The organism is Paenibacillus sp. AN1007 (assembly GCF_040702995.1).
Taxonomy (GTDB): Bacteria; Bacillota; Bacilli; order Paenibacillales; family Paenibacillaceae; genus Paenibacillus.
In genome coordinates, this window is sequence record NZ_CP159992.1 from 4,622,467 (window position 1) to 4,644,350 (window position 21,884).

17 protein-coding genes are annotated in these 21,884 nt (G+C 48.1%); 3 read left to right on the forward strand and 14 right to left on the reverse strand.

Features of this window, described 5'->3' with window-relative positions:
- Positions 1-3: 3 nt before the first annotated feature.
- The 4 genes from ABXS70_RS20865 to ABXS70_RS20880 form a co-directional block, all read right to left on the reverse strand.
- Complete coding sequence (locus tag ABXS70_RS20865) at positions 4-693, reverse strand: ABC transporter ATP-binding protein (protein ID WP_342554460.1); 690 nt, start codon at positions 691-693, stop codon at positions 4-6.
- 269 nt (positions 694-962) lie between these two features.
- A complete protein-coding gene (locus ABXS70_RS20870; protein WP_342554459.1) occupies positions 963-2,120 on the reverse strand; it encodes a hypothetical protein in 1,158 nt (385 codons plus the stop codon).
- Positions 2,117-3,583: a HAMP domain-containing sensor histidine kinase gene (locus tag ABXS70_RS20875; RefSeq protein WP_366290517.1), complete on the reverse strand. Its 1,467-nt coding sequence runs from the start codon at positions 3,581-3,583 to the stop codon at positions 2,117-2,119. The genes ABXS70_RS20870 and ABXS70_RS20875 overlap by 4 nt, the downstream gene beginning before the upstream one ends.
- Positions 3,580-4,293 (reverse strand): response regulator transcription factor, encoded by a 714-nt coding sequence (locus ABXS70_RS20880; RefSeq protein WP_342554457.1) that lies wholly within the window; start codon positions 4,291-4,293, stop codon positions 3,580-3,582. The genes ABXS70_RS20875 and ABXS70_RS20880 overlap by 4 nt, the downstream gene beginning before the upstream one ends.
- 210 nt (positions 4,294-4,503) lie before the next feature.
- Here ABXS70_RS20880 and ABXS70_RS20885 point away from each other — a divergent pair, with 210 nt between their 5' ends.
- Entirely contained in the window at positions 4,504-4,980 is a 477-nt protein-coding gene (locus ABXS70_RS20885) for an RNA polymerase sigma factor (RefSeq protein ID WP_342554456.1), read from the forward strand.
- 284 nt (positions 4,981-5,264) lie between these two features.
- Positions 5,265-8,015 (forward strand): DUF5689 domain-containing protein, encoded by a 2,751-nt coding sequence (locus tag ABXS70_RS20890; RefSeq protein ID WP_342556239.1) that lies wholly within the window; start codon positions 5,265-5,267, stop codon positions 8,013-8,015.
- Positions 8,016-9,125: 1,110 nt separating this feature from the next.
- On the opposite strand, the gene ABXS70_RS20895 is transcribed toward ABXS70_RS20890, so the two are convergent.
- From ABXS70_RS20895 to ABXS70_RS20915, 5 genes are all read right to left on the reverse strand, one after another.
- Positions 9,126-9,386 carry a hypothetical protein gene (locus ABXS70_RS20895; RefSeq protein ID WP_342554455.1) on the reverse strand — a complete coding sequence of 87 codons (261 nt, stop codon included), beginning with the start codon at positions 9,384-9,386 and terminating at the stop codon, positions 9,126-9,128.
- A gap of 421 nt (positions 9,387-9,807) precedes the next feature.
- Entirely contained in the window at positions 9,808-10,617 is an 810-nt protein-coding gene (phnE, locus tag ABXS70_RS20900; RefSeq protein ID WP_342556238.1) for a phosphonate ABC transporter, permease protein PhnE, read from the reverse strand.
- Positions 10,617-11,474: a phosphonate ABC transporter, permease protein PhnE gene (gene phnE, locus ABXS70_RS20905; protein ID WP_342554454.1), complete on the reverse strand. Its 858-nt coding sequence runs from the start codon at positions 11,472-11,474 to the stop codon at positions 10,617-10,619. Before phnE (ABXS70_RS20905) ends, phnE (ABXS70_RS20900) begins: the two co-directional genes overlap by 1 nt.
- Positions 11,471-12,268: a phosphonate ABC transporter ATP-binding protein gene (phnC, locus tag ABXS70_RS20910; RefSeq protein WP_342554453.1), complete on the reverse strand. Its 798-nt coding sequence runs from the start codon at positions 12,266-12,268 to the stop codon at positions 11,471-11,473. Before phnC ends, phnE (ABXS70_RS20905) begins: the two co-directional genes overlap by 4 nt.
- Positions 12,269-12,420: 152 nt before the next feature.
- Positions 12,421-13,407: a phosphate/phosphite/phosphonate ABC transporter substrate-binding protein gene (locus tag ABXS70_RS20915; RefSeq protein WP_366290523.1), complete on the reverse strand. Its 987-nt coding sequence runs from the start codon at positions 13,405-13,407 to the stop codon at positions 12,421-12,423.
- 276 nt (positions 13,408-13,683) lie between these two features.
- Between ABXS70_RS20915 and ABXS70_RS20920 the strand changes: the two genes are divergently transcribed.
- Positions 13,684-15,306, forward strand: coding sequence for a bifunctional UDP-sugar hydrolase/5'-nucleotidase (locus tag ABXS70_RS20920; protein WP_366290526.1), 1,623 nt, complete (start codon positions 13,684-13,686; stop codon positions 15,304-15,306).
- Between the two features lie 140 nt (positions 15,307-15,446).
- Here ABXS70_RS20920 and ABXS70_RS20925 read toward each other — a convergent pair whose 3' ends face one another.
- The 5 genes from ABXS70_RS20925 to ABXS70_RS20945 all read right to left on the reverse strand — a co-directional run bounded on the left by ABXS70_RS20925 (position 15,447) and on the right by ABXS70_RS20945 (position 21,781).
- Positions 15,447-15,764, reverse strand: coding sequence for a hypothetical protein (locus ABXS70_RS20925; protein WP_342554450.1), 318 nt, complete (start codon positions 15,762-15,764; stop codon positions 15,447-15,449).
- A 116-nt stretch (positions 15,765-15,880) separates the two neighbouring features.
- A complete protein-coding gene (locus ABXS70_RS20930) occupies positions 15,881-17,242 on the reverse strand; it encodes an MATE family efflux transporter (RefSeq protein WP_342554449.1) in 1,362 nt (453 codons plus the stop codon).
- Positions 17,243-17,473: 231 nt separating this feature from the next.
- Entirely contained in the window at positions 17,474-17,896 is a 423-nt protein-coding gene (locus ABXS70_RS20935) for a MarR family transcriptional regulator (RefSeq protein ID WP_342554448.1), read from the reverse strand.
- Between the two features lie 269 nt (positions 17,897-18,165).
- Positions 18,166-20,007: an ABC transporter ATP-binding protein gene (locus ABXS70_RS20940; RefSeq protein ID WP_342554447.1), complete on the reverse strand. Its 1,842-nt coding sequence runs from the start codon at positions 20,005-20,007 to the stop codon at positions 18,166-18,168.
- On the reverse strand, positions 19,988-21,781 hold the full coding sequence (locus ABXS70_RS20945) for an ABC transporter ATP-binding protein (protein WP_366290531.1): 1,794 nt from the start codon (positions 21,779-21,781) through the stop codon (positions 19,988-19,990). The genes ABXS70_RS20940 and ABXS70_RS20945 overlap by 20 nt, the downstream gene beginning before the upstream one ends.
- Positions 21,782-21,884 lie beyond the last annotated feature (103 nt).

A 21,884-nucleotide genomic window follows, 5' to 3' on the forward strand; every position in this document is an offset into this window, starting at 1 on the left:
ATCTCATACGCTCTGCAGCTGGGCAGACTGTTCGACCAGTTTCCCCTGCTGCAAAGTCAGTACGACCTGCATCTGTTCCGCTACCTCGGCTTCGTGTGTCACAATGACAAAGGTTGTTTTCATCTCTCTGTTCAGCTGCTGCAGAATGGAAAGGATCTCTTCCTCGGTCTCTGTATCCAGGTTGCCCGTTGGTTCATCGGCGAAGATGACCGAAGGCTCTGTAATAAGCGAACGGGCGATACTAACCCGCTGCTGCTGACCGCCCGATAACTGGGAAGGAAAGAGATTGGACTTCTCGCCCAGTCCCACCTGCTCCAGCAGGCGCAGCGCCTTTTCTTTGCGTTTGGATGGTCTCACGCCCATAAACACCAAAGGCAGCTCTACATTTTCCCGAATAGTCAGGTTGGACAGCAGCTCATAGGATTGAAAAATAAAACCGATATGGCTCCGGCGAAACTCCGCCAGGCGATTCTCGCTGAAGCGTACAATGTCCTGACCCGCAATCCAAATCTTGCCCTGCGTTGGCTTCATTAAGCCAGCCATCAGATTCAGCAGCGTGGATTTGCCCGAACCTGAACTGCCCAGCAGAGCAACCATCTGCCCCTCTTGGATTGTCAGGTTAATATCCTGCAGCACCGGAACATCGACTTGTGCATTGCGAAAGGCATGGGATACATGTTCAACTTGAAGCATTTGCGCATGTCTTCCTTTCTTTTTCCTGATTATGTATTTCTGTCTATCACTCACTTTATTATAGGGTGCAGATGTATCGGGACAGGACGGAGTTGTATCCAACTTGTAACATGTCAGCACAAAAAGCCCTGCAGCAGAGCGTACAACGCCTGCATGCAGGGGGCTTATTTTCATCTATAATGGGGGGCTTAGGCAGTTGTGCATTCCTTACCTTACCTTACCTTGCCTTACCTTCTGTAAGTTCTGTCTCTATGCTCGTTGGAAACGCCTCACCACGCCTTGAAGCTAAAACGATACAGCTCACTCTTGCTGGTGGAGCTGCTCGCCAAGAACAGTTCCTCCTCAAACCATTTTAGTTTAATAAAATGGTTGATATTGCGGTAGATCACTGTATCAGAGGACAAGCTCTGATCGTTCAGGAAGGCGATATGAAGTTCATTCTTCTGGTTCTCTAGTGTATTCACATAGGCTATTCTGGATTCGTCCGCACTCAGGTCAAAATTCCAGAATGTGCCCTCCACCAGCAGGTTCAGCTTCTTCTTTTCTGCCTGATATCGGTAAAGCCCTTGAACCTGATCCACTTCTCCCTGAAAGATCATATCCCCGTTTTTCAACAAGTGATACTGCTGAATATCCTTCAATTGCAAATAAAGAGACACATCAGGGTTCTTCTCGATCGACACACGATAAACAGCATAGTTATCCTTGTGCATCACCAGAACATAAGCCTGCTTCAAATTCGGACTGATCTCGAAACTATCGATGACGATGTAGTTCTTGCCTGATTTATCCTCGTGTGTGTCAATGCCCACTTTCTTCATCATGGTTTCATCGGAGAACAACACCTGCTCCTGACCAGTCTTCAGATCGGTCTGAATGAAACCCCGCTCATCGTGACTTATTGAAGTGTCGTTATTGAGGAACTCCCTGAAATAGGATTGTTCTTTCCCCAATTTGGTGCGTTCACCACTTTTCATGTCATACATAAAGGCAGCGCGTTGAGCTTGTCCCGAACGGTACTGAGCATACATCAGCTTGGTTCGATCCGGGCTCAGCACAACGCCAAAATCGGTGTTGCTGCTGATCTCCTCTACCTGATTATCATCCAGATACAGCTTCAGCAGCCGCAGTCCCGAATAGGAACGTTCTGTGCTGTTGACAACGATTGTATTCCGATCTCCGATATCAAAATCATAGATTACGAAATCATTTGGAATCTTTGTCGCCGACTCAATCTGGATCGTACTGCTTGCCGGAGGAGCGAGACGGCTGTCGAACTGTGCTCCGGGCAAAATCACAGTACGCGGTTTAAGCTGGCCAATGCTGAACAGGCTGCCAATCCCGAATATGCCGCCTACAAAGGCAATGAGCAGACCGGACAGCATCAGCTTGTCGCGATGTTTGTGCCAAAAGCCGGTATGTTTCATTGATTTCTTTCCCCCGGCAGGCGGATCATCACTTGAGTCCCTTCCCGTATAATGCTTTTCATTTCCACTGTTCCTCCATGACGCTCCACAATGTTCTTTACAATCGACAAGCCCAAACCGGCGCTGCCTTTCTCGATTCGGTTCATGCCCTTATCCTGATAGAAGGGTTCAAATACATGGTTCAGCGCTTCAGCGCCAATGCCCTCTCCCTGATCTTGAATCAGGATGGCAATGGTCTGTTCTTCCCGCGTGGACTGTACTTCAATGATGGAGTTCACATCACTGTACTTGACGGAATTATCCAGCAAGTTCAGGAATACTTCCTTCAGCTTGTCCCGATCTCCCCTCACATACAGTTCTTCCTCAAGCTCATAATGAATGCCGATATTGTATTTGCCTGCCTTGATGGACATATCTTCACACGCTTCCCGAATAATATCCGAGACATCAACTCGTTCAAAGCGATAGTTTTCAATGACTGCCGAGGATACCGAAACTTCCAGAATGTCCGCAACCATCGAATTCAGCCGGCGGCTTTCCTTGATGATATAATTCATGCCTTTGTCGAAAAAATCCGGGTCGGTGAACCCGTTATCCCGCAAAATCTGCGCATAGCCCAGAATGGTCGTCAGGGGTGTTTTTAGTTCATGTGTCACATTGTCAAAAAAAACTTTGCTTCGCGCCTGGACTTGTTTCACTTCGTCCCGCTCCCGCTCAATCACATCGATCTGCTCCCGCACCCGGTCAATCATGACCGTGAAGCTTGCTGCCAGCTCGCCGATCTCATCCTTCGTAGCAATCTGAATATCGGCATTCAGACTGCCTTGGGCCACTTCGGCAGAACGTTTAGTGAGTACACGAATCGGCTGTGTAATTTTCCGGGAAATAAAAATCGAAGCAATGAAAACAAACACAAATATCGTCGCTGCAAACAGCTTGATCGTATCCTGAAAACGCATATTGCGCTGATACAGGTCGGTGTAATCCTTCTCAAGCTGCACTATACCAACAAGCTGCTGGTCACTTTGTACCGGGAAAGACAGGCTCGCCATAACCCGTCCTTGATCGACTTTTGTCGTATAGGCAATTTTAGACTGCATCGCTTCTCTCAAATCTGCTATGTCTGTGTGTTTGACAAGTTTTTCCCCGCCGGTACTCGAGCCGTATGGAGAAGCATCGGGACGATAAAGCGTAATTTTACCGCCAACCGCAGAACCGATCTGCTCCTCCAGTTCCCGACTGCCCGCCTCCAGCGAACTTTTGCTGATGCGTTTATTATGGATGAGAAAGTACTGATTCAGAGCGATATCCAGATTTTTTTTGGACTGCACCATATCCTCATACACTTCACGGTACATATTCTCTTGGGCAACCTTGTTAGACAGAATCAGCAGTGCCGAGAAACCGATAAAAACGATAACGGAGAACAGCACAACCATCTTGAACTGGATGGTCCATTTCATGTTTGCACCTGAATATTCAGCTTGTATCCTACGCCAAATACCGTTTCAATCATCGATATGCCCTGATCTCCGCTGTCCAGTTTTTTGCGTATACGCTGCACATGAATATCCACTGTACGAGTATCCCCTGCAAAATCAAATCCCCACACCTTGTCCAGCAGTTCTGAACGTGTATGTACTTTTCGATGGTGGTTCACGAGGAATAGCAGCAGGTCATACTCCTTGTTGGTAAGTCCTGCCCGTTCTCCATCCTTCCACACTTCGCGTTCATCCTTGCGAATCTCAATATGTTTACCCAGCCTGACTACTTCGTAAGACTGGTTCTCCAGCGTCTCGCTGATAAGGTCAATGCGGCGGAAAATAGCCCGGATACGTGCCACCACTTCGCGAATATCAAAAGGTTTTGTAATGTAGTCGTCCGCACCCAACTCCATGCCAAGCACTTTATCCAGCATATCCGACTTTGCCGTAATCATGATTACGGGAATTTTTGAATTTACAGACAGCTGCCTGCACACATCAAACCCGCTCATATCCGGCAGCATCAGATCCAGCAAAATCAGATCAGGCTTGGACTCCCGCAGCAGACTGAGTCCTTCTCTACCTGAAGCTGCCTCCTTGATCTCAAACCCTTCCTTGCGAAGGGAATAGGACAAAATATCGCGAATGGACTCTTCATCCTCGATGATTAATATCTCTTTTGGTCTCATAATACATTCGTAATCTCCCTGCTCTATGAATTTCATCTGCCTATATTTTGTATCCCAATCTATCTGCTTGAACAGAGGTAATCAAGAAATGTTACAACTCCGATACAACTCTGAACCTTTTGGAAACAACCTCTCGTTATACTTGCATTACAGAACAACAAACAGACCGGAATCAAGGCTTGATCCATTTCCAAGGGGGATTCACATCTTATGAACTACTCACAGATCAATGATGCTTACACCAACTATAAATCAGAAATCACCAGGTATCTATCCCAAATCCTCAAACAGCCGCAGGATGCAGAGGATCTAACACAGGATTGTTTTATTCGTCTGATGAACGTAACAACACCAATTCCCGAAGACCGGGTCCTCTATTATCTCAAGCGTATTGCTCGCAATCTGGCCATGGACAGCTTCCGTAGACGTACCCGGACCCTGCGGCGCGACAGCCGTCTTGAAGTACAGACATACCATGTCGATACACATCCGATGGAGATTAACGAAGGCGTTAACGAAATCGTCTCCCATATTAACAATACCGAGCATCGCAAAATTCTGGAACTTCGCCTGATCCATGGATATTCCATCAAAGAAACAGCCGAAATGGTCGACCGCAGTGAGGGGATGATCAAATCCTCTGTTTTTCACGCAGTCAATCGAATCCGTGCCAAAGTCATCTCGTAGAGATGGCTTTTTCCATTCTAGACATGACTTTTTTTCATTCAAGTCCCCTCTCCACTTCTGCTGAACCTCAATAATCCAAATGACCTATTCACATAACTTAACACGACGAAATACCTAATTTTACAAATTTCGATCTAATTTTTACATTTTGTTATGACTATGTGAGATTTTCATGTGGTAGAATATGGACGAAGTTATGAATCAACTAATTTTTGGGAGGGATTTGGTTGGGTAAATTGACACGTTTGCGGGGAGTCTGGTTAAAATCACTCCTGGCATTGTCTATGGCTTTGCCGCTTCAGATCGGATTGTGGAACGGAGATGCTTCGGTTCATGCGGAAGGACCGACAGACCCGGCACCATTCATTCAAGCCAAGGTTGTTAATGAGAATGCCGGCAAAAAAGTATTGTTCGACAATTCACACGGCCAGACAGCCGGAGCGGCAGATTGGGTCATCGATGGCGGATTCTCCGATTTTGCCAATGCTTTGGCGAACGACGGCTATTATGTGAAAGAACTGCGCAAAACGTCTCCTTTTACCTATGATGATCTGAAAGAGTACAACGTATTCGTTATTGCAGAACCTCAGATTCCTTTCAAAACGTCCGAACAGGCCGCTTTGAAACAATATGTTGAATCCGGCGGCAGTATTTTCTTCATTGGAGATCATTATAACGCCGACCGTAACAAAAACCGGTGGGATGGTTCCGAGGTCATCAACGGGTATCGCCGCGGCGCATATGAAGACCCGACCAAAGGCATGAGTGCTGACGAGCGCAGCTCCGAAGCGATGCAGGATGTAACCAGCACGGACTGGTTGTCTGATAACTTTGGCGTACGTTTCCGTTATAACGCACTCGGCGACATTAACGCCAATATCATCGTGCCGGCTGATCAAGCCTTCGGCATTACCGAAGGGGTATCTGCTGTAGCGATGCATGCAGGTTCTACGCTGGCAATCACAGATCCTGAGAAAGCCAAAGGCATCGTGTACCTGCCAAAAACAAACGCCAAATGGAATAATGCTGTAGATCAGGGCGTGTACAATGGTGGCGGCATTGAAGAAGGACCTTATGTGGCTGTATCCAAACTGGGTTCAGGCAAAGCAGCCTTCATAGGTGATTCCTCCCCGGTGGAAGACGCATCCCCGAAATATTTGCGTGAAGAGACCGGCACACGTAAAACAACGTATGACGGCTTCAAAGAAGCCGATGATGCCGCACTGCTCGTCAATACGGTAAACTGGCTGGCTGAGCAGGAAAACTACACCAAGCTGTCCGAAGTGAACGGCCTTACACTGGATACGGCTACAGCGCTGCTGCCATTTGAGGAGCCTGCCGCTTCGACGGAGCCGCAAGCTGAACCTTGGGCTGCTCCTGCAGCCGGATACAAGTGGTATGACCGTTCCACGTTCAAACCAGGCTCTTACGGCGGTCCTGCATCCAGCGCTAATGCAGCGTACAGCTTTGTGAAGCAGGATACCCTGCCTAACGCGGAAGATTTCCAAATCCGCGTAGTAGTTGAGAATATGCCGCCAAACACAACGGTTACCGGCTACAGCGCCGGAATCTATCTAACAGGCGGAACACAGGTAGCCATGATTCAGAATGACAGTGGAACATGGCCAACTTCGTACGGATACAGCTCTGCATTCAGCGTAACATCAGATAGCAAAGGCCGCGCAGTTAAAGACCTGAATGTACGCATTAAACCAGGCACGAATGGTAATGCCAGCTTGCGTCTTCGCCTGAACGGCAGCAACCTGATTACCAATGCGGTAAGCATCGCCAATGTACCTGCACAGCCGCTGCCGGAAGAAGAGGGTCCGATTCCAGCAGCGATCTCTGTTGCGGAAGCACGCACCAAAGCGGTTGGCACTACAGTAACCGTTGAAGGTGTTGTGACCACCAAACCGGGTTCTTTTGGCGGACAATCCTTCTATCTTCAGGATGAAACAGCCGGAATCTATGTTTTCCAGCACACGAGCGGATTCGATGTAGGTGACAAAGTGAAAGTGACTGCACCAACAACGATCTACAATAGTGAGTTCGAGTTAACCGACGTGGTTGCGATTGAGAAAACAGGAACAGCTGCTGTTCCTGCTCCGACTCTCGTTACTGCGATTAATGATGCCAACCAAGGGCAGCTCGTCCAGTTGAAAAACGTAACGATCCAAAACATCATCAGCGCCACGCCTGCCGGTTCATTTGAATTTGATGCGACAGCTTCTGACGGGACAAGCACACATGTGCGTGTGGATACACGTACTGGTGTAAGTGAAACGACTTTCCCTTATACGGCTGGTGACAAGATTGATATCACAGGCATTTCAGCTATTTTCAAAGACGTATTTCAATTGAAACCGAGAAGCTCGAATGACATTGAAGCTGCGGAAGAACAAGGTGGAGGCGAAGGACCTTCCACTCCAGCTGAAGGAGCGCCGGGCAAACCGGTACTTTCTTCCGATAACGGATATGCGAGCGGCTTGTCCGACGGTTCATACAACGTTAGCATGAATCTGTGGTGGGGCGAAAACGCAGCCGAGTACAAGCTCTACGAGAACGGTGTGCTGGTGGATACGCAAAAATTAACGGCTGCTTCACCTGCTGCACAGTTTGCTAAAACGGCGATTACAGGTAAAGCCAACGGGACTTACACCTATGTTGCTGAGCTGATCAACGATAAAGGTACAACCCGCAGTGACGAGCTGACGGTTCGGATCGCGCATGCAGCTCCCGGTAAAGCCGTATTGTCTCAGAACAACTGGGATGGTGATGGCGAATATACGGTTACCATGAACCTCTGGTGGGGTACCAATGCATCCGAATACCGTCTCTATGAAAATGATGTACTCATTGATACCCAAACGTTGAATGCTGCATCACCGTCTGCTCAAACGGCCAAGACGGATCTAAGCGGTCGTGCGAACGGAACGTATACGTACCGTGCCGAGTTGATCAACGCCGCAGGTATGACCAGTACCGAAACGGTTACTGTTCAGGTGAACAAAGCAGTTTTGCCTTTGGCAAGCTAGTTTAGAAATAACAGCAAGATGACGAGTAGAATAGGAGCAGTATTAGACAGTATGAGGATTAGGTATAGGGATGGGAGTGTACGCAGAGACGTCAGCAGTAATGAACCAAGCAGCAAATCCAGTAACAAGTTTAGTAATGAGTAAAGTAACAAAGACTGTTACCAATAGTGACAAATAAACTAAAGAAACGATACGAAGACATTAAGGTAGATCGTAAGGTAAACAGTAAAAAAAAGCATCAACAAAAACCGTAATGTAAAAAAACGAAACTACACAGTCCGTGAAAAAGGCAGTGTTGGTTTCGTTTTTTTCGTTACACATCTAATGCTGGTGCTGCAAATTTTATGATAGTTTTACGAATTCAGCGCTAGCGTCGCGAAATCAGTGAGAGTGCTGCGAGTTCAGCGCTTGTATCACATAATCAGTGATACACATCTTTATAATCTTTTCGCAACCGCTTGAAGAATCGTTTAGTATTTATTTGCAAACGTCAACAGACGCTGAGTCATTGAGAAGAAGCGAATCACCATCTAAACAGGCTCCCTCCGCGCTAACGATTCTGAAAGACCTTATTTGCTCGTTTTTGCCACATTTCAAATCCTAACGATCTTCAGCGACGCTATTTGGTTGTTTTTCAGCTCCTGGAGGGTGAAAATGGGCTAAATGCAGCAAATAGCGTCACTACGAATCGTTAGAATATTAAAGAGAGCTTTTTGGGCTAAATAAGGCTCCTGGAGATCGTTAGCGGTCACCTAGGTATTAAAATAGACCACACCCTCCTCCTCCTCAAAGGCTAGCTCACCAACTAGTTTCATACTCCCCTCATCCTCAAACACTGACTCATCTGGTACTCCGCACCCGCAATCCATCTACTCTGACATTCTAGCTGGGAGCACAATTAGACTTCGAACCATACTTTAGCTCACCCTAACTCACCTTAACTCACCTTACTTTTTGCAATTTTCTTCGTTACTTCACTTCACTTAACCTCACGTCACACACCTTGCCTTTTTTACTAACCGATTGCTTCGATCTGTCTATAAAGTTACTCCTTACGTTTCACTGCTAAACGCGCTGCACAGGATTCTCTTTCATCCGAGTATTAAAAAGTCATTTCAGGCGCAGTTTCTCATCACTTTGCCTTACAAATAGGATGCTGTTCCATACTGCACAATAAGCAGCTAAAGCCATCACACCAATGACAAAAAACAGGTTCATCTGCGTGAACGAATAGCTGCTCCCGGTAAAAACAATGAGAACGGCACTAATTCCGATGTTCTCGCGATTATATTTTTGAAACTTCTGAAAGATCATTCTGTAGAGCAGTAAAAGTGCCATAAACATGATCCATATCAAATAAAATATCCCCATATGCCGGGCCACCTTCTCTCAAACAACTTGGGTCTTTAAAACCTAAAACCTTATAATCAACAGCTCCATATGTACGTTTCAACCAGCTCTATGCTAAAATCATCTGACCTCGCCATTCTGACCTTTTTTCTCATCTTTCCCCTCCTCTATCAAAAATGTATAACTCTACCGTATCATAATTTCAATGTACTTCTAAACTATAATTCCGAAAAAGTTTTTAAATAAATCGTTATTTTACAAATGAGCAGAGCTGTTCGAGTCGTGCGCACTCATATCCTCTCCCATAATTAAATGACATCATCAAAGAAGCAGCTCCATGCCGATGCATGGGCTGCTTCTCATCATAGACTGCGGAATGAACCTGCTCAATCAGCCTTCTTCTTACTTTGAATTTCGGATGCCAGAATAGCTGCATGTTCTACTAAACCAGCTTCTTACGAATATATCCCGAGATCAGGTCAATGATGGTGATCATCACAATAATGCCGAGCAGGATGATGCCGACACGCGGCCAGTTACGTGTGCTGAGCGCAAAGATCAGCGGAGTTCCGATCCCGCCTGCACCGATTACACCGAGGATGGTGGCAGAACGCACATTGATCTCAAACCGATACAGCGTATAGTTCAGAAATCCCGGGATGACCTGCGGCAGAATGGCGAACCAGAGCTGCTGCATACGCGTTGCTCCGGAAGCCAGCAAAGCTTCAGACGGGCCGTAGTCCATATTTTCAACCTCATCTGAGTACAGTTTACCGAGCATCCCGATCGAGTGCAGTCCAAGGGCTAACACCCCGGCGAATGATCCGGGACCTACGGCCTTGATGAACAATAGAGCCATAATAATCTCGGGAAATGTACGGATAAAACTCAGCATCATTTTTCCCGCACCCGAGATCGCCCGATGACCGCTCATATTCCGTGCGGACCAGAAGGCAAACGGGATACACAGCACAGCGGAGATCACGGTGCCAAGTACAGAGATCGCGAGCGTATCCAGCAATCCTCGCAGCAGATCCTCTCCTTCAGGCAAATAGACAAAATTCCAATCGGGCGAGAAAATGCCCGCGATAATGGCTTTCATAATCTGCCCGGCTGTTTCCTTGAAACCGGTAAACGGCACGCCCGCAAGAGCCCACGCATAGACCAGAATTAACAGCAGCATGATAAGCCAGCGCAGCGGATTTTTCCGCGGCTTGGATCTTGGCCGAATACGGCTCACTTCATTATTCATCATAACAATTTCTCCCGCAGCTTAGTGCTCACATAGTCGATAATCAGAACGATAGCTAGTGTGAAAATAATAATGGTATTCGTCTTGTCGTACTCCAGGAATCCGAGCGTCGCTTCATAATAAAGCCCAATCCCGCCCGCACCGACCAAGCCAAGAATAGCCGCGGCACGTACATTAATCTCGAAGGCATACAGCACATAGGACGTGAACTGAGCAGCGAGTTGAGGAACGACACCGTACACGATGAGCTGGATCCGGTTCATACCCACAGCAGTCATCGCTTCAAGCGGCCCTTTGTCAATCGTCTCCAGTGTTTCATACGTGAGCTTGGCGATCAGACCCAGCGAGAATACAGCCAGCGCGAGGATACCCGGAACCGGGCCCAAACCAAATACAGCGACGAACAAAGCGGCCAGCAGCAGGTCCGGGATCGTACGAATCAGATTCAGCAGCAAACGGGCCGGATAATAGATCCAGCGGCTTGGCGCCAGATTCCCCGCACAGAGGATCGAGATGGGAATTGCAAAAATCGCACCGATGGTTGTTCCCAGCAGTGCCATACGGATCGTTTCCAGCATCCCCTGCACGATATTGTCAAAATAACTCCAGCGCGGCGGAAACATCTCCTTCAGCAGCTTCCACATCTCCGGAAATCCCGTGAACAGCTCTGTAACCCCGGCACCTGTCTGCTTCGCACTTGCCCACAAGAGCAGCAAGATGATGACCAGCGTCAGCAGATGTTTTGTTTTCCCCGGTGGTTTGGGGCGATTCACAATCTGTCCTAGGCGGGACCCAGGTTCCTTACCTGCACCTGCGCGCCCTTCATGTTCAAGTGAAACGTTGGTTTGTCCCTTCATACCAGCACTTCTCCCTGCTCATGCACGGTCTGCTTGTCCAACAATTCATCGGCGAGGATCGGTCTGCCATAAATTTCAGCAAAGCGCTCATCCGTTGCTTCTTCCACCGGACCGTCAAAAACGACTTCCCCTGCACGCAAACCGACAATACGTGTTGCATACTCTCTCGCCAGATCAATAAAATGCAGGTTAACAATCGTTGTAATCCCGAGATCCTGATTGATCCGTTTCAGGTCATCCATGACCTGTTTCGTCGTCAGCGGATCAAGGGATGCAACCGGTTCATCGGCCAAAATAATTTTTGCTTCCTGAGCCAGCACACGAGCAATGGCCACACGCTGCTGCTGTCCGCCAGACAATTGATCTGCACGGGAATAAGCTTTCTCGGAAATATTCACCCGATCCAAAGCGTCAAAGGCCAGTTCAACATCTTCTTTTGGAAAACGTCCCAAAATGGTACGAAGTGTAGAATGATACCCTACCCGACCAGCCAGTACATTACGCAGCACGCTGGATCGTTTCACCAGATTGAAGCTTTGGAAGATCATGCCGATATCCCGCCGGATCATGCGCAGGCGCTTGCCCTGCGCCTTGGTGATGGAGCTTCCGTTGATCAGAATTTCACCTTCACTGATATCATGCAGCCGGTTAATGGATCGCAGCAGCGTGGATTTGCCTGCACCAGACAACCCGACCACGGCGATAAATTCTCCCTGCTTCAATTCCAAATTTATGTTGTTCAGGCCTTTCGTGCCGTTTGCATACGTTTTGGTCACATTGTGAAGCTCAATCATCCCGTTACTCCTTCTTTCATCCATAATATTTATATCGTTTCCGTTGTTCCCAGCAGAAACTTGTAATAACGGCACAAGCCAGAACAGCGTCAATTACGCTGAACTGGCCTGTTCACTGTGCAAAAGTCACGAATGGCTTGTTGGATCGAAAACTACTCGGTTTTCACTTTCTCGTTATACTGGCGCACGATATCAAACTTGCTGTCATCGGACTCCACATAACCTTCGTGCGTGTAGATTTCTTTGATGATCTGGTGACCTTCTGTATCTTTGCCGATATCGATGAAGGCTTGTTTGATCTTCGCTGTCCAATCTGCGTTCATGTCGGTACGAACGGCGATCGTATCGTTAGGAATAGGCTCAGTGAAAGCAAGAACACGTGTGTCTTTGAATACATTCGGGTAGTCTTTGGACACCGTGTTACGGGCATCCTGGAAAATCGCTGCTGCATCTACATCCCCGTTCAACACGGCAAGAACAGCTTGGTCATGGCCTTTAACGGTTACAGGCTGTACGTCTTTCAAAGGATCAATGCCGCGATCCAGCAGCAGGGCTGCCGGCCATACATAACCAGCGGAAGACGTCACGTTCTGGTACGCCATTTTTTTGCCTTTCAGATCCTCAACCGACTGGATCGGGGAGTCTTTTTTCACAATAATCATGGATTTATACGAATCGGCCAGCTGCTCTGTCGGAGCACCCGTCTCATCATTAACGCCATAACGCTGTGCCTGCAGAATAACTTGTGCTGCCCCTTTTTCCTTCGCTAGCACATAAGCCGTTGGAGGCAGGAAACCTACATCTACTTTTTTGGAAGCCATAGCCTCAATGATCGTGTTGTAATCTGTCGATACGCTGACTTTCACCGGGATACCCAGCTTGTCTCCAAGCAATTTTTCCAGCGGTTTAGCCTTCGCTTCAAGGGTGTCTGCATTCTGGGAAGGAACGAATTGCACCGTCAGTTCCGTAGGTGCATAACCTTCAGCGGTCTTGTCTTTCTCTGCCGTTTCGGTTGATGTGCCGGACGCGCTTGAATTGGCTTCCGCGCCGTTTGACGAATTGGATGCAGCGTTAGACCCACATGCACTCAGGAACAGTACCAAAATCAACAATGGTAAAAATAAAGCAGACTTCTTCAATCGAACACCCTCCAAAAGTTTTTCTGATTTTCATTACTTGTCTACTATAATTGGCAAATATTTGCGTGATGTGAAACGGAATTTGGAGTTTTGTAAAGTTTCCTGTCAGGCTGTCAGCGGGACATTCTTCTGTTAAAATAGGCTCATTATGGTCGATCATCAAGGACGAAACACGTATAAAATAAGGCCTGCTGCCTGTCGTTCAGGCTGTTTCTCTTTGCTGTATCTGCTGTTTGAACCATATATCTAAACTTATATATTAGAGGAGATTGTAAAATGACACGCATTCCCCCTACAGCCAGCCTGGATATTCTGTTCACCAGTGACCTTCACGGGGCGATTCGCCCGATCCATTACAATACCAACGCATATCGTCATACCGGTCTTGCCCTGCTGGCTTCTCTGATTCGCCGGGAACGCGACCGCTCGCCTGAACTGCTGCTCATCGATAACGGAGACCTGCTTCAAGGGGCTCCTCTGGCTTCTTATGCAGCCTCCCACACACCTAAAACCCAGATTCATCCTTTCATTAATGTGTTAAACGAGCTGGGTTACGATGCCGCAGTACCGGGCAATCATGAGTTCAACTACGGGCAGGAAATGCTGCGCCGAGCGATGGCAGACTCCTCGTTTCCATGGCTTTCCGCCAATATTGTTGAAGAATCTGCAGCTGCCCCTGATGGGAAGGATATTCCTGCTTTTGGACATCCATATGTCATCAAGATACTCTCTTCGGGAGTTAAACTCGCACTTCTCGGTGCCACCACACATTACATCCCTAACTGGGAGCATCCGAAAAATATTGAAGGGCTGCACTTCCTGGACGCACTGGAAACCATTCGTACGTGGGTGAAGTATATTCGTGAATATGAACAGCCCGACGTACTGGTGGTCAGTTATCATGGAGGTTTTGAATGTGATCTGGAGACAGGTGAACCTGCAGAGCGCTTAACCGGGGAAAATCAGGCATACGCCATCTGCCGGGAGATCGAAGGGATCGACGTGCTCCTGACGGGTCATCAGCACCGCCAGTTAACAGCCGAAATCCATGGTGTAACAGTCATTCAGCCCGGATTTAATGGCAGCGGAGCAGGTCATGTATCCGTACAGCTTCAGCAGTCTCCAGACGGCAGGTGGGAAGTTATGGGCAAAACAGCACGGCTGCTGCTGCTGGAAGAACATCCTGATCTACAACCTGATCCGGTCGTTATGAAGCTGACGGATGATCTGGAAGCGATGGCACAGACATGGCTGGATCAGCCCATCGGCGAAGCAGCTGCGAATGAGGATTTATCGATATCCAGTGCCGCACAGCTCCGGCTTGAAGCACACCCCTTTATTGATTTTGTACATCAGGTACAGCTGGAGGCGACAGGGGCTCAGCTTTCCAACACCGCTATGCTTAGCGAAGAAGCCCGAGGATTCGGTAATCAAATTACGGTACGCGACGTGTTATCCAACTTCATCTACCCCAACACGCTGACTGTGCTTGAACTTAGGGGACGGGATATTCGGGAGGCTTTGGAGCAGACTGCACGTTATTTCGAACTGGACACTTCCGGGAAGGTGATCGTAAACCCGGCATATTTGCAGCCCAAACCGCAGCACTATAACTATGACATGTGGGCTGGCATCGAATACGAGCTGGATATTTCCAAGCCTGCAGGCAGCCGTGTCGTGAAGCTGGAGCGTGGAGGCAAACCGCTGGAGATGGATGGCACGTATTCTGTGGTGATGAACAGCTATCGTGCGGCAGGCGGAGGAGATTATGCAATGTATCCGGGGAAAAAAGTACTGCATGAAGGTGCCGCAGATATGGCTGCACTGGTGGAGGATTATATTCGCAGACATCAGCCTCTTGAGGTCAGATCCAATCATAATTGGAAAGTGATCTGCTGAAATTTGGCGGAGAGTAACGTAGGCAGTTATGAAGAAAGGACAGAACCGTAGTTTACCAGGTTCTGTCCTTTCTTACTTGCATAAGCAATTTAATTAACGAGGGCTAAGCCTATGTTTAGACGGGTTAGAGCAGCATGTGTTTACTGAAACATCGTATCCGAGATCAAGACCACAATGAGAAAAGCAGCTGCCCAGACCAGCATCAGATTCGCTGTTGCTGTTGCCCATTTGCTTTTGCCAGCATGATAGAATACCCAGCATATCAGTGAGAATAACACACCAAAGGGATATGTGGCCATCAGGATGGCTGCTGTGGTATCCAAGAATGGATGTGTACCGGACTCCCGAAAGGCATACAAGTACAAGCTCATCATCAGCACGAAGGGATAGGCAAACAGGGTTAGACCGTAAATAATATTGAGTAATATAAGTCGATATGCCAGTTTAGGATTTTTCAATTGAGATACAGCCCTCCTTGTGAACTCCGAGCTCATACCAGTATATCACTTGTTCACACCAAGTCATGGTATACTTTTCCATTTTACGATTAATATTTATCCCTATACATCTTCTTTCAAACAGCGGCCCGTTCCTGCAGCCTATCAATCCGTTTGTAATGATAAGCGAACAGGATGAGGCCCAGCACACTCGTAATGACCTCCGTTACTGTCATAGACCAGATGATGCCTGTAAGACCGAAGGATTGGTGGAAAATGATAATGACCGGGATAAACAGCGTGCCCTGACACACAGCCATGATATTCGTTGGAATCCCTTCCCCTACTGCTTTGAAGATGCCGGTAAACAGTCCTGTTAATCCGGTGAACAGAGCAGAGATCAGCATTGCCACCAGAATCGAACCTCCGGCCTCCAGTACTGCGGCATCCGTAGAGAATAACCGGATTATAGATTCTTTGAATACATAAACGACACCTATAAAAAGAACAGCAATTCCGATGATATACAGCGCGGCCTGCTTATATGCAGCTTTCAAACGGTCGAACTTCTGACTCGCGAAACTGTGTGCGACCAGCGGAATAATCCCCATAAAGATTCCCATCGTAATAAACTCGGGAAGCTGTACAATCCGTAAAGCAATGCCAAATCCAGCTACAATGCCATCTCCATAGATCATTGCGTAGTGGTTGAGCAGCAGCGTAGATACGATAAGAAAAGAGGTCTGCAGCAGTTCAGATACACCGATCTTGAATACTTCCATTTGATCTTTAACTTGAAGTTTCCAATGTCCCAGAAATCCTCTTAAATTCTCGCTGCGGCGGGATAAAAACCAAACATAATAGGCTGCGGAACAAGCATTCGCTAATACAATGGATAAGGCGGCTCCAATCACATGCCAGTTCAATATCAGAATAAACAGGACATCCAGAACGATGCTGGCTGCAATGCTGATGAACATGCCTATCATGGATTCTTTTGAAGCACCCTCCGACCGAACCAGCTGCTCCAGTGTGAAATTGAGAATAACGATAGCTCCGCCTGCCAGAAGTGTAATGGCATATTGACTTGTGTACTCATACACAGCTTGATCTGCACCTAATCCATGGACAATGGGAGAGGTAAACAGCCAGGCAATCAGCGCAATCAGCAGTCCAATACCCACGCTGGAATAAAAGGAATACCCTGCGACCCGCTTCGCTTTTTCCTTCTCTCCCATCGCTGCCAGTCTTGTAATGAATGTGCCCCCGCCCACGCCGAACATATTGCCAACAGCCATTAATACCGTAAAGATCGGCAATCCGAGGGTAATTGCGCTAAACATGCCCGTATCATGCACCAGACCGATAAAGAACGCGTTGATAAGGTTATATAACGTTCCCGCAGACATGCCAAGCATCATCGGGATGGACAGATGCATAATCGACTTGTGTACAGGCGCTTTGTCCAGATAATAAGAGTTTGAATGTTTTTCTTTCATTAGTAACTCTCCACCTTTCTTAACTCTTTAACAATTAGAATTCTAAGTATTAATTCAAAAAAACGTACCACATCAATATCTTTTCACTTCAGCGTATAAAAAAACTACAGATCACAGGGCATCTCCTTACATCCACAACAGATTAGTAGAATGTTAATAGTTTGAATTCTAAGCTTTTGGTTGTGAGCAGTTCACCTGCTCTGTTCGTACCTTGATCATCTTTGACCGAACTTATAAATTCTGATTAACCTTAGTCAGCAAACGCATTAATAGTGCCTGTTCTTCATCCGTCAAACTTTTCACAATCTCACTCTCTACGGCAGCAAACATCCGCTCAACGTCATGGATCACCTGCTCGCCCTTGGGCAGTACGTACAGATTTTTCTGCCGTTCATTATCAGCAGGAATTTTACGAACGATATAACCGTTCTTCTCCAGTCCTTTTAACATACTTGTAATCGTTGCATCTCTGCGGTTAAATACGTCAGCTAATTTCTTCTGGATTAATCCTTCGTCCTGATGTTCATAGATATAGCCAATAACTCTTCCCTGCTGCGCATTTAATCCCAGTTCGTTGACCTGATCATCAGCTTTGCGTTTGATCTTCATACCAATGGTTTGAAACAAGTCCGAATACGGTGTGTTTTTACGCATGCATCTTCCCCCTGTTCTTCTTATGTTTACGTTTAAAATATCACATCCCAATCGGGTTCAATCCCTAAATATTAGATATCTAAGTGTTTACGAACTAAATATACAGCGCCATTTCCTCTCTGTCAAGCAGCACCGATCTCTTTTTCTTTCCTGCACAATAAAAAAAGGATTGAAGCCCCTTTCGGTCTTCAATCCTTCTGTTGTTAAACTCCCCGTTCTGTCTGCGCTTCAGTCCTGCATCGGGAGAACAAGCAACGCTCTCGGGCCGCCTATTGCGCCTTCTTCCGCAGCTGGCTGTGATACAGCTCACTATAAAATCCACCCTGCTGAAGCAGCTCCTCATGTGATCCCTGCTCCAGCAATCGTCCGTCCTTCAGCACCAGAATCCGGTCTGCTTGACGGATCGTGTTCAGCCTGTGAGCAATGACAAAACTGGTGCGGCCCTGCATCAGACGCTCCAGCCCTTCCTGAATTTTGATCTCGGTCACGGTATCAATGCTGCTGGTTGCCTCGTCCAGTACCAGAATGGACGGATCAGCAAGAATAGCGCGGGCGATGGCAAGCAGCTGCTTTTGCCCCTGGCTAATACCGCTTCCATCGGCCTGAAGCACCCGATCATAACCATTCTTCATCCGCATAATAAAGGAGTGCGCATTCGCCAGCTTGGAGGCAGCTTCCACCTCTTCATCGGTTGCATCCAGGCGCCCGAATCGGATATTTTCCCGAATCGTTCCCTGAAACAAAAATGAGTCCTGCAGTACAAATGCCATATGAGAGCGTAAACTTTCACGCCGAATGGTCGTCATATCGTGTCCGTCAACCGTAATTGTGCCGCTGGTTGGATCATAGAAACGGGATAGAAGCTGGATCAGCGTTGTTTTCCCTGCCCCTGTTGGGCCGACCAGCGCGATCATCTCGCCCGGCTTCGCTTCAAAGCTGATACCGCGCAGAATATCACGCCCTTCATCATATCCGAATGACACCTGATCAAACCGGACACTGCCCTCCATGTTATCCAAGGCTGTGGCCGCCCCTTCATCCTTCGTTTCCTCATCCTCATCCAGCACTTCGAACACCCGCTCCGCCCCTGCAATCGCAGACAGCAGCGTGTTCCACTGATTCGCCAGATCATTTAACGGGCGTGTGAATTGACGCGCATATTCTACAAAGATAATAATGACCCCTACCGTTACGGAGCCTTGAATTGCCAATATCCCCCCAATCCCCGCTACTATGGCAAAGCTCAGGTTATTGAGTCCATTCATCAGTTTTGGAATAAAACCGGATATCGTCTGTGCCCAGAATGCGGAGATCCGGATGCGCATATTCCGTTCCTCAAAACCGCGAACGACGCGTTCTTCCTGTGAGAAGGCTTTAATAATGCGCTGCCCGGATAACGTTTCCTCGATATACCCGTTGAGTTCCCCAAGATTGCGCTGCCGCTCTTTGAAAAGCGGACCTGTTCTGCGCGTAATCCAGCGCATACCGAGAGCCATAAGCGGCACAACGATGAAGGTGAGCAGTGTCAGCAGCGGGCTGAGCCACAGCATCACACCTAATGTGCCGACCAGCGTTAGCACACTTGAAAAAATCTGAATGGCCGAGCTGTTCAGCGTGCTGCTGACATTCTCGATATCATTGGTAACCCGGCTCATAATCTCGCCCTGCTGACGTCTGCCAAAGAACGGAATCGGCAGTTTATGCAGATGAGCAAACAGATCAAAGCGCATACGGAATACCGTCTCCTGAGCAATCTCGATCATCCATATATTCTGCAGCCAGGATGTAAGGGAAAAGAGTATATACACCGCTGCCAGACCCAGAAGAAACCAGGTCCAACTGGAGCTGTTCGCCTCACCAGCGATGAATTGGTCAACTGCTGCGCCGACCATATAAGGTCCGAGCAGAGCCAAAGCGGAGCTGGCAAACACCATCAGCAGTACAAGCGAAAGCTTGACCTTGCGGCGAGAGAGGTAACCCCAGATGCGTCCAAGTGTGCCCGACCAGTTTTTGGCTCGCGCCTTCGGTTTGCGCTGGCCTCCTGAACGGAGTGACTCCGAATCAAGTGCAGGCCGAGGCTGGCGGAACGGCTCAATGAGTGCTTTGAACATACTGTGCGCCCTCCCCGTATTGTGATTCATGAATTCGGCGGTACAGCTCCGACGATTCCATCAAGTCTTCGTGTTTACCCTGCCCGATCAGCCGTCCGTCATCCAGCAGCAGAATGAGATCTGCCGAGGTGGTCGAACTGATCTTCTGCGTAATAATAAACGTGGTACATGAAAGCTCCTCCAGTGCGTTCAGCAGTCGCCCTTCGGTAGCTACATCCAGTGCGCTTGTGCTGTCATCAAGTATAAGAATGCTTGGGCGGCGCACCAAAGCTCTCGCAATGGATAAACGCTGTTTTTGGCCACCCGACAGGTTGACTCCACGCTGACCAAGCTGTGTATCGTATCCATTCGGCAGCTGCTCAATAGTCTCATGAATCTGAGCCCGCTTTGCGGCTTCCACAATCTCTTCCATTGTGGCATCTTCTCGTCCCCAAGCAATATTGTCTCGTACAGAACCAGTGAACAGAACAACTTCTTGCGGAACATAACCGATGGACTTGCGAAGCGTCGGAAGATCCAGCTCTGACGCATCCACAGCATCAATACGAATTTCACCCTGTTCTTCCGTATACAGTCGTGGAATCAGCTGTACCAGAGAGGATTTCCCTGATCCAGTTGCCCCCATAATGGCAATTCGCTCCCCTGCTTTGGCTGAGAACGAGATGTCTTCCAGTACTTGGATCTCACTATTCGGATAACTGAAGCCCACTCCGCGGAACTCAACTGCTCCTTGTACAGTGCGCGGCTCTTGGCTATTTCGTGCAGAGCCGTCGCTGTCCGAATAACGAAAAGAGTTTGTGGAACCCGTACGCTCCGTCTCTGACATATCCTCCGTTTCAAACACTTCATTCAGACGCTGTGCTGAAGCGCTCGCCCGTGAAAATGTTACCAAAATCCAGGAAAGCATCGATAACGCTCCAATCGTACGCAGCAGATAATTAATGACCCCGACAACTTCACCAACGGTAGCCGAATTCGAAACAATATCCTTGCGTCCAAACCATAACACGGCGATGATACAGCCATTCATCATCAGCAGCATGAACGGCATCGTTGTCTCCGTGAGACGCAGCGCGGAGATTGTGCCTTTCATCAGCTTGCCGCTGTATCCGGCAAATCGTTCAATCTCGTGGCCCATCCGCACGAACACACGGATCAGCCGAATGCCTGTCAGATTCTCCTGGATGATGCTGTTCACGGCATCCAGTCTGCGCTGCACATTGCGGAACAGCAGCGCTGCCTTTTTAATCATCCAGATGACAACCACGAGCAGCACCGGCACCATGACAACGAGCAGCAGGCCCAGTCTCGGATTCACCACTATAGCCATAATCATACTTCCGATTACTACGAGCGGAACACGGGTCATGAAACGCAGACTCATGAAGATCGTATCCTGCACCTGAGTCACATCCCCGGTTAAGCGGGTGATTAGCGATGATGTGGCAAATCGGTTGAACACCGCATAGGAAAACGTTTGCATCTTGTCATACAGCTTCTCTCTTAGGTCATACCCAAACCCCAGACTGGCATGGGAGGCAAAAAATGAGCTTGCAATCCCGGCGGCAAACGCGATGACCGCACTGCCAACCAATACACCACCCCACATCCAAACGACGCCCAAGTCTCCCTGCTGGATGCCGCTATCAATGATTTTGGAGATCAGATACGGCTGCGCCAGCTCCACCGTTAATTCAATCAGCATCATGACTAACGCTGCAATGGCGGCGACCCGGTACTTTTTCAAGTGAACAAACAGCTTGAGCATTCCCATTCCTCCGGCCCGGAGCACGTTACATGGCGATACTGCATCATATTTACACCATAAGCTCCGTTATTCTCTTTCTTTAAAGCTATGTAAAATTTCACGTAACCCA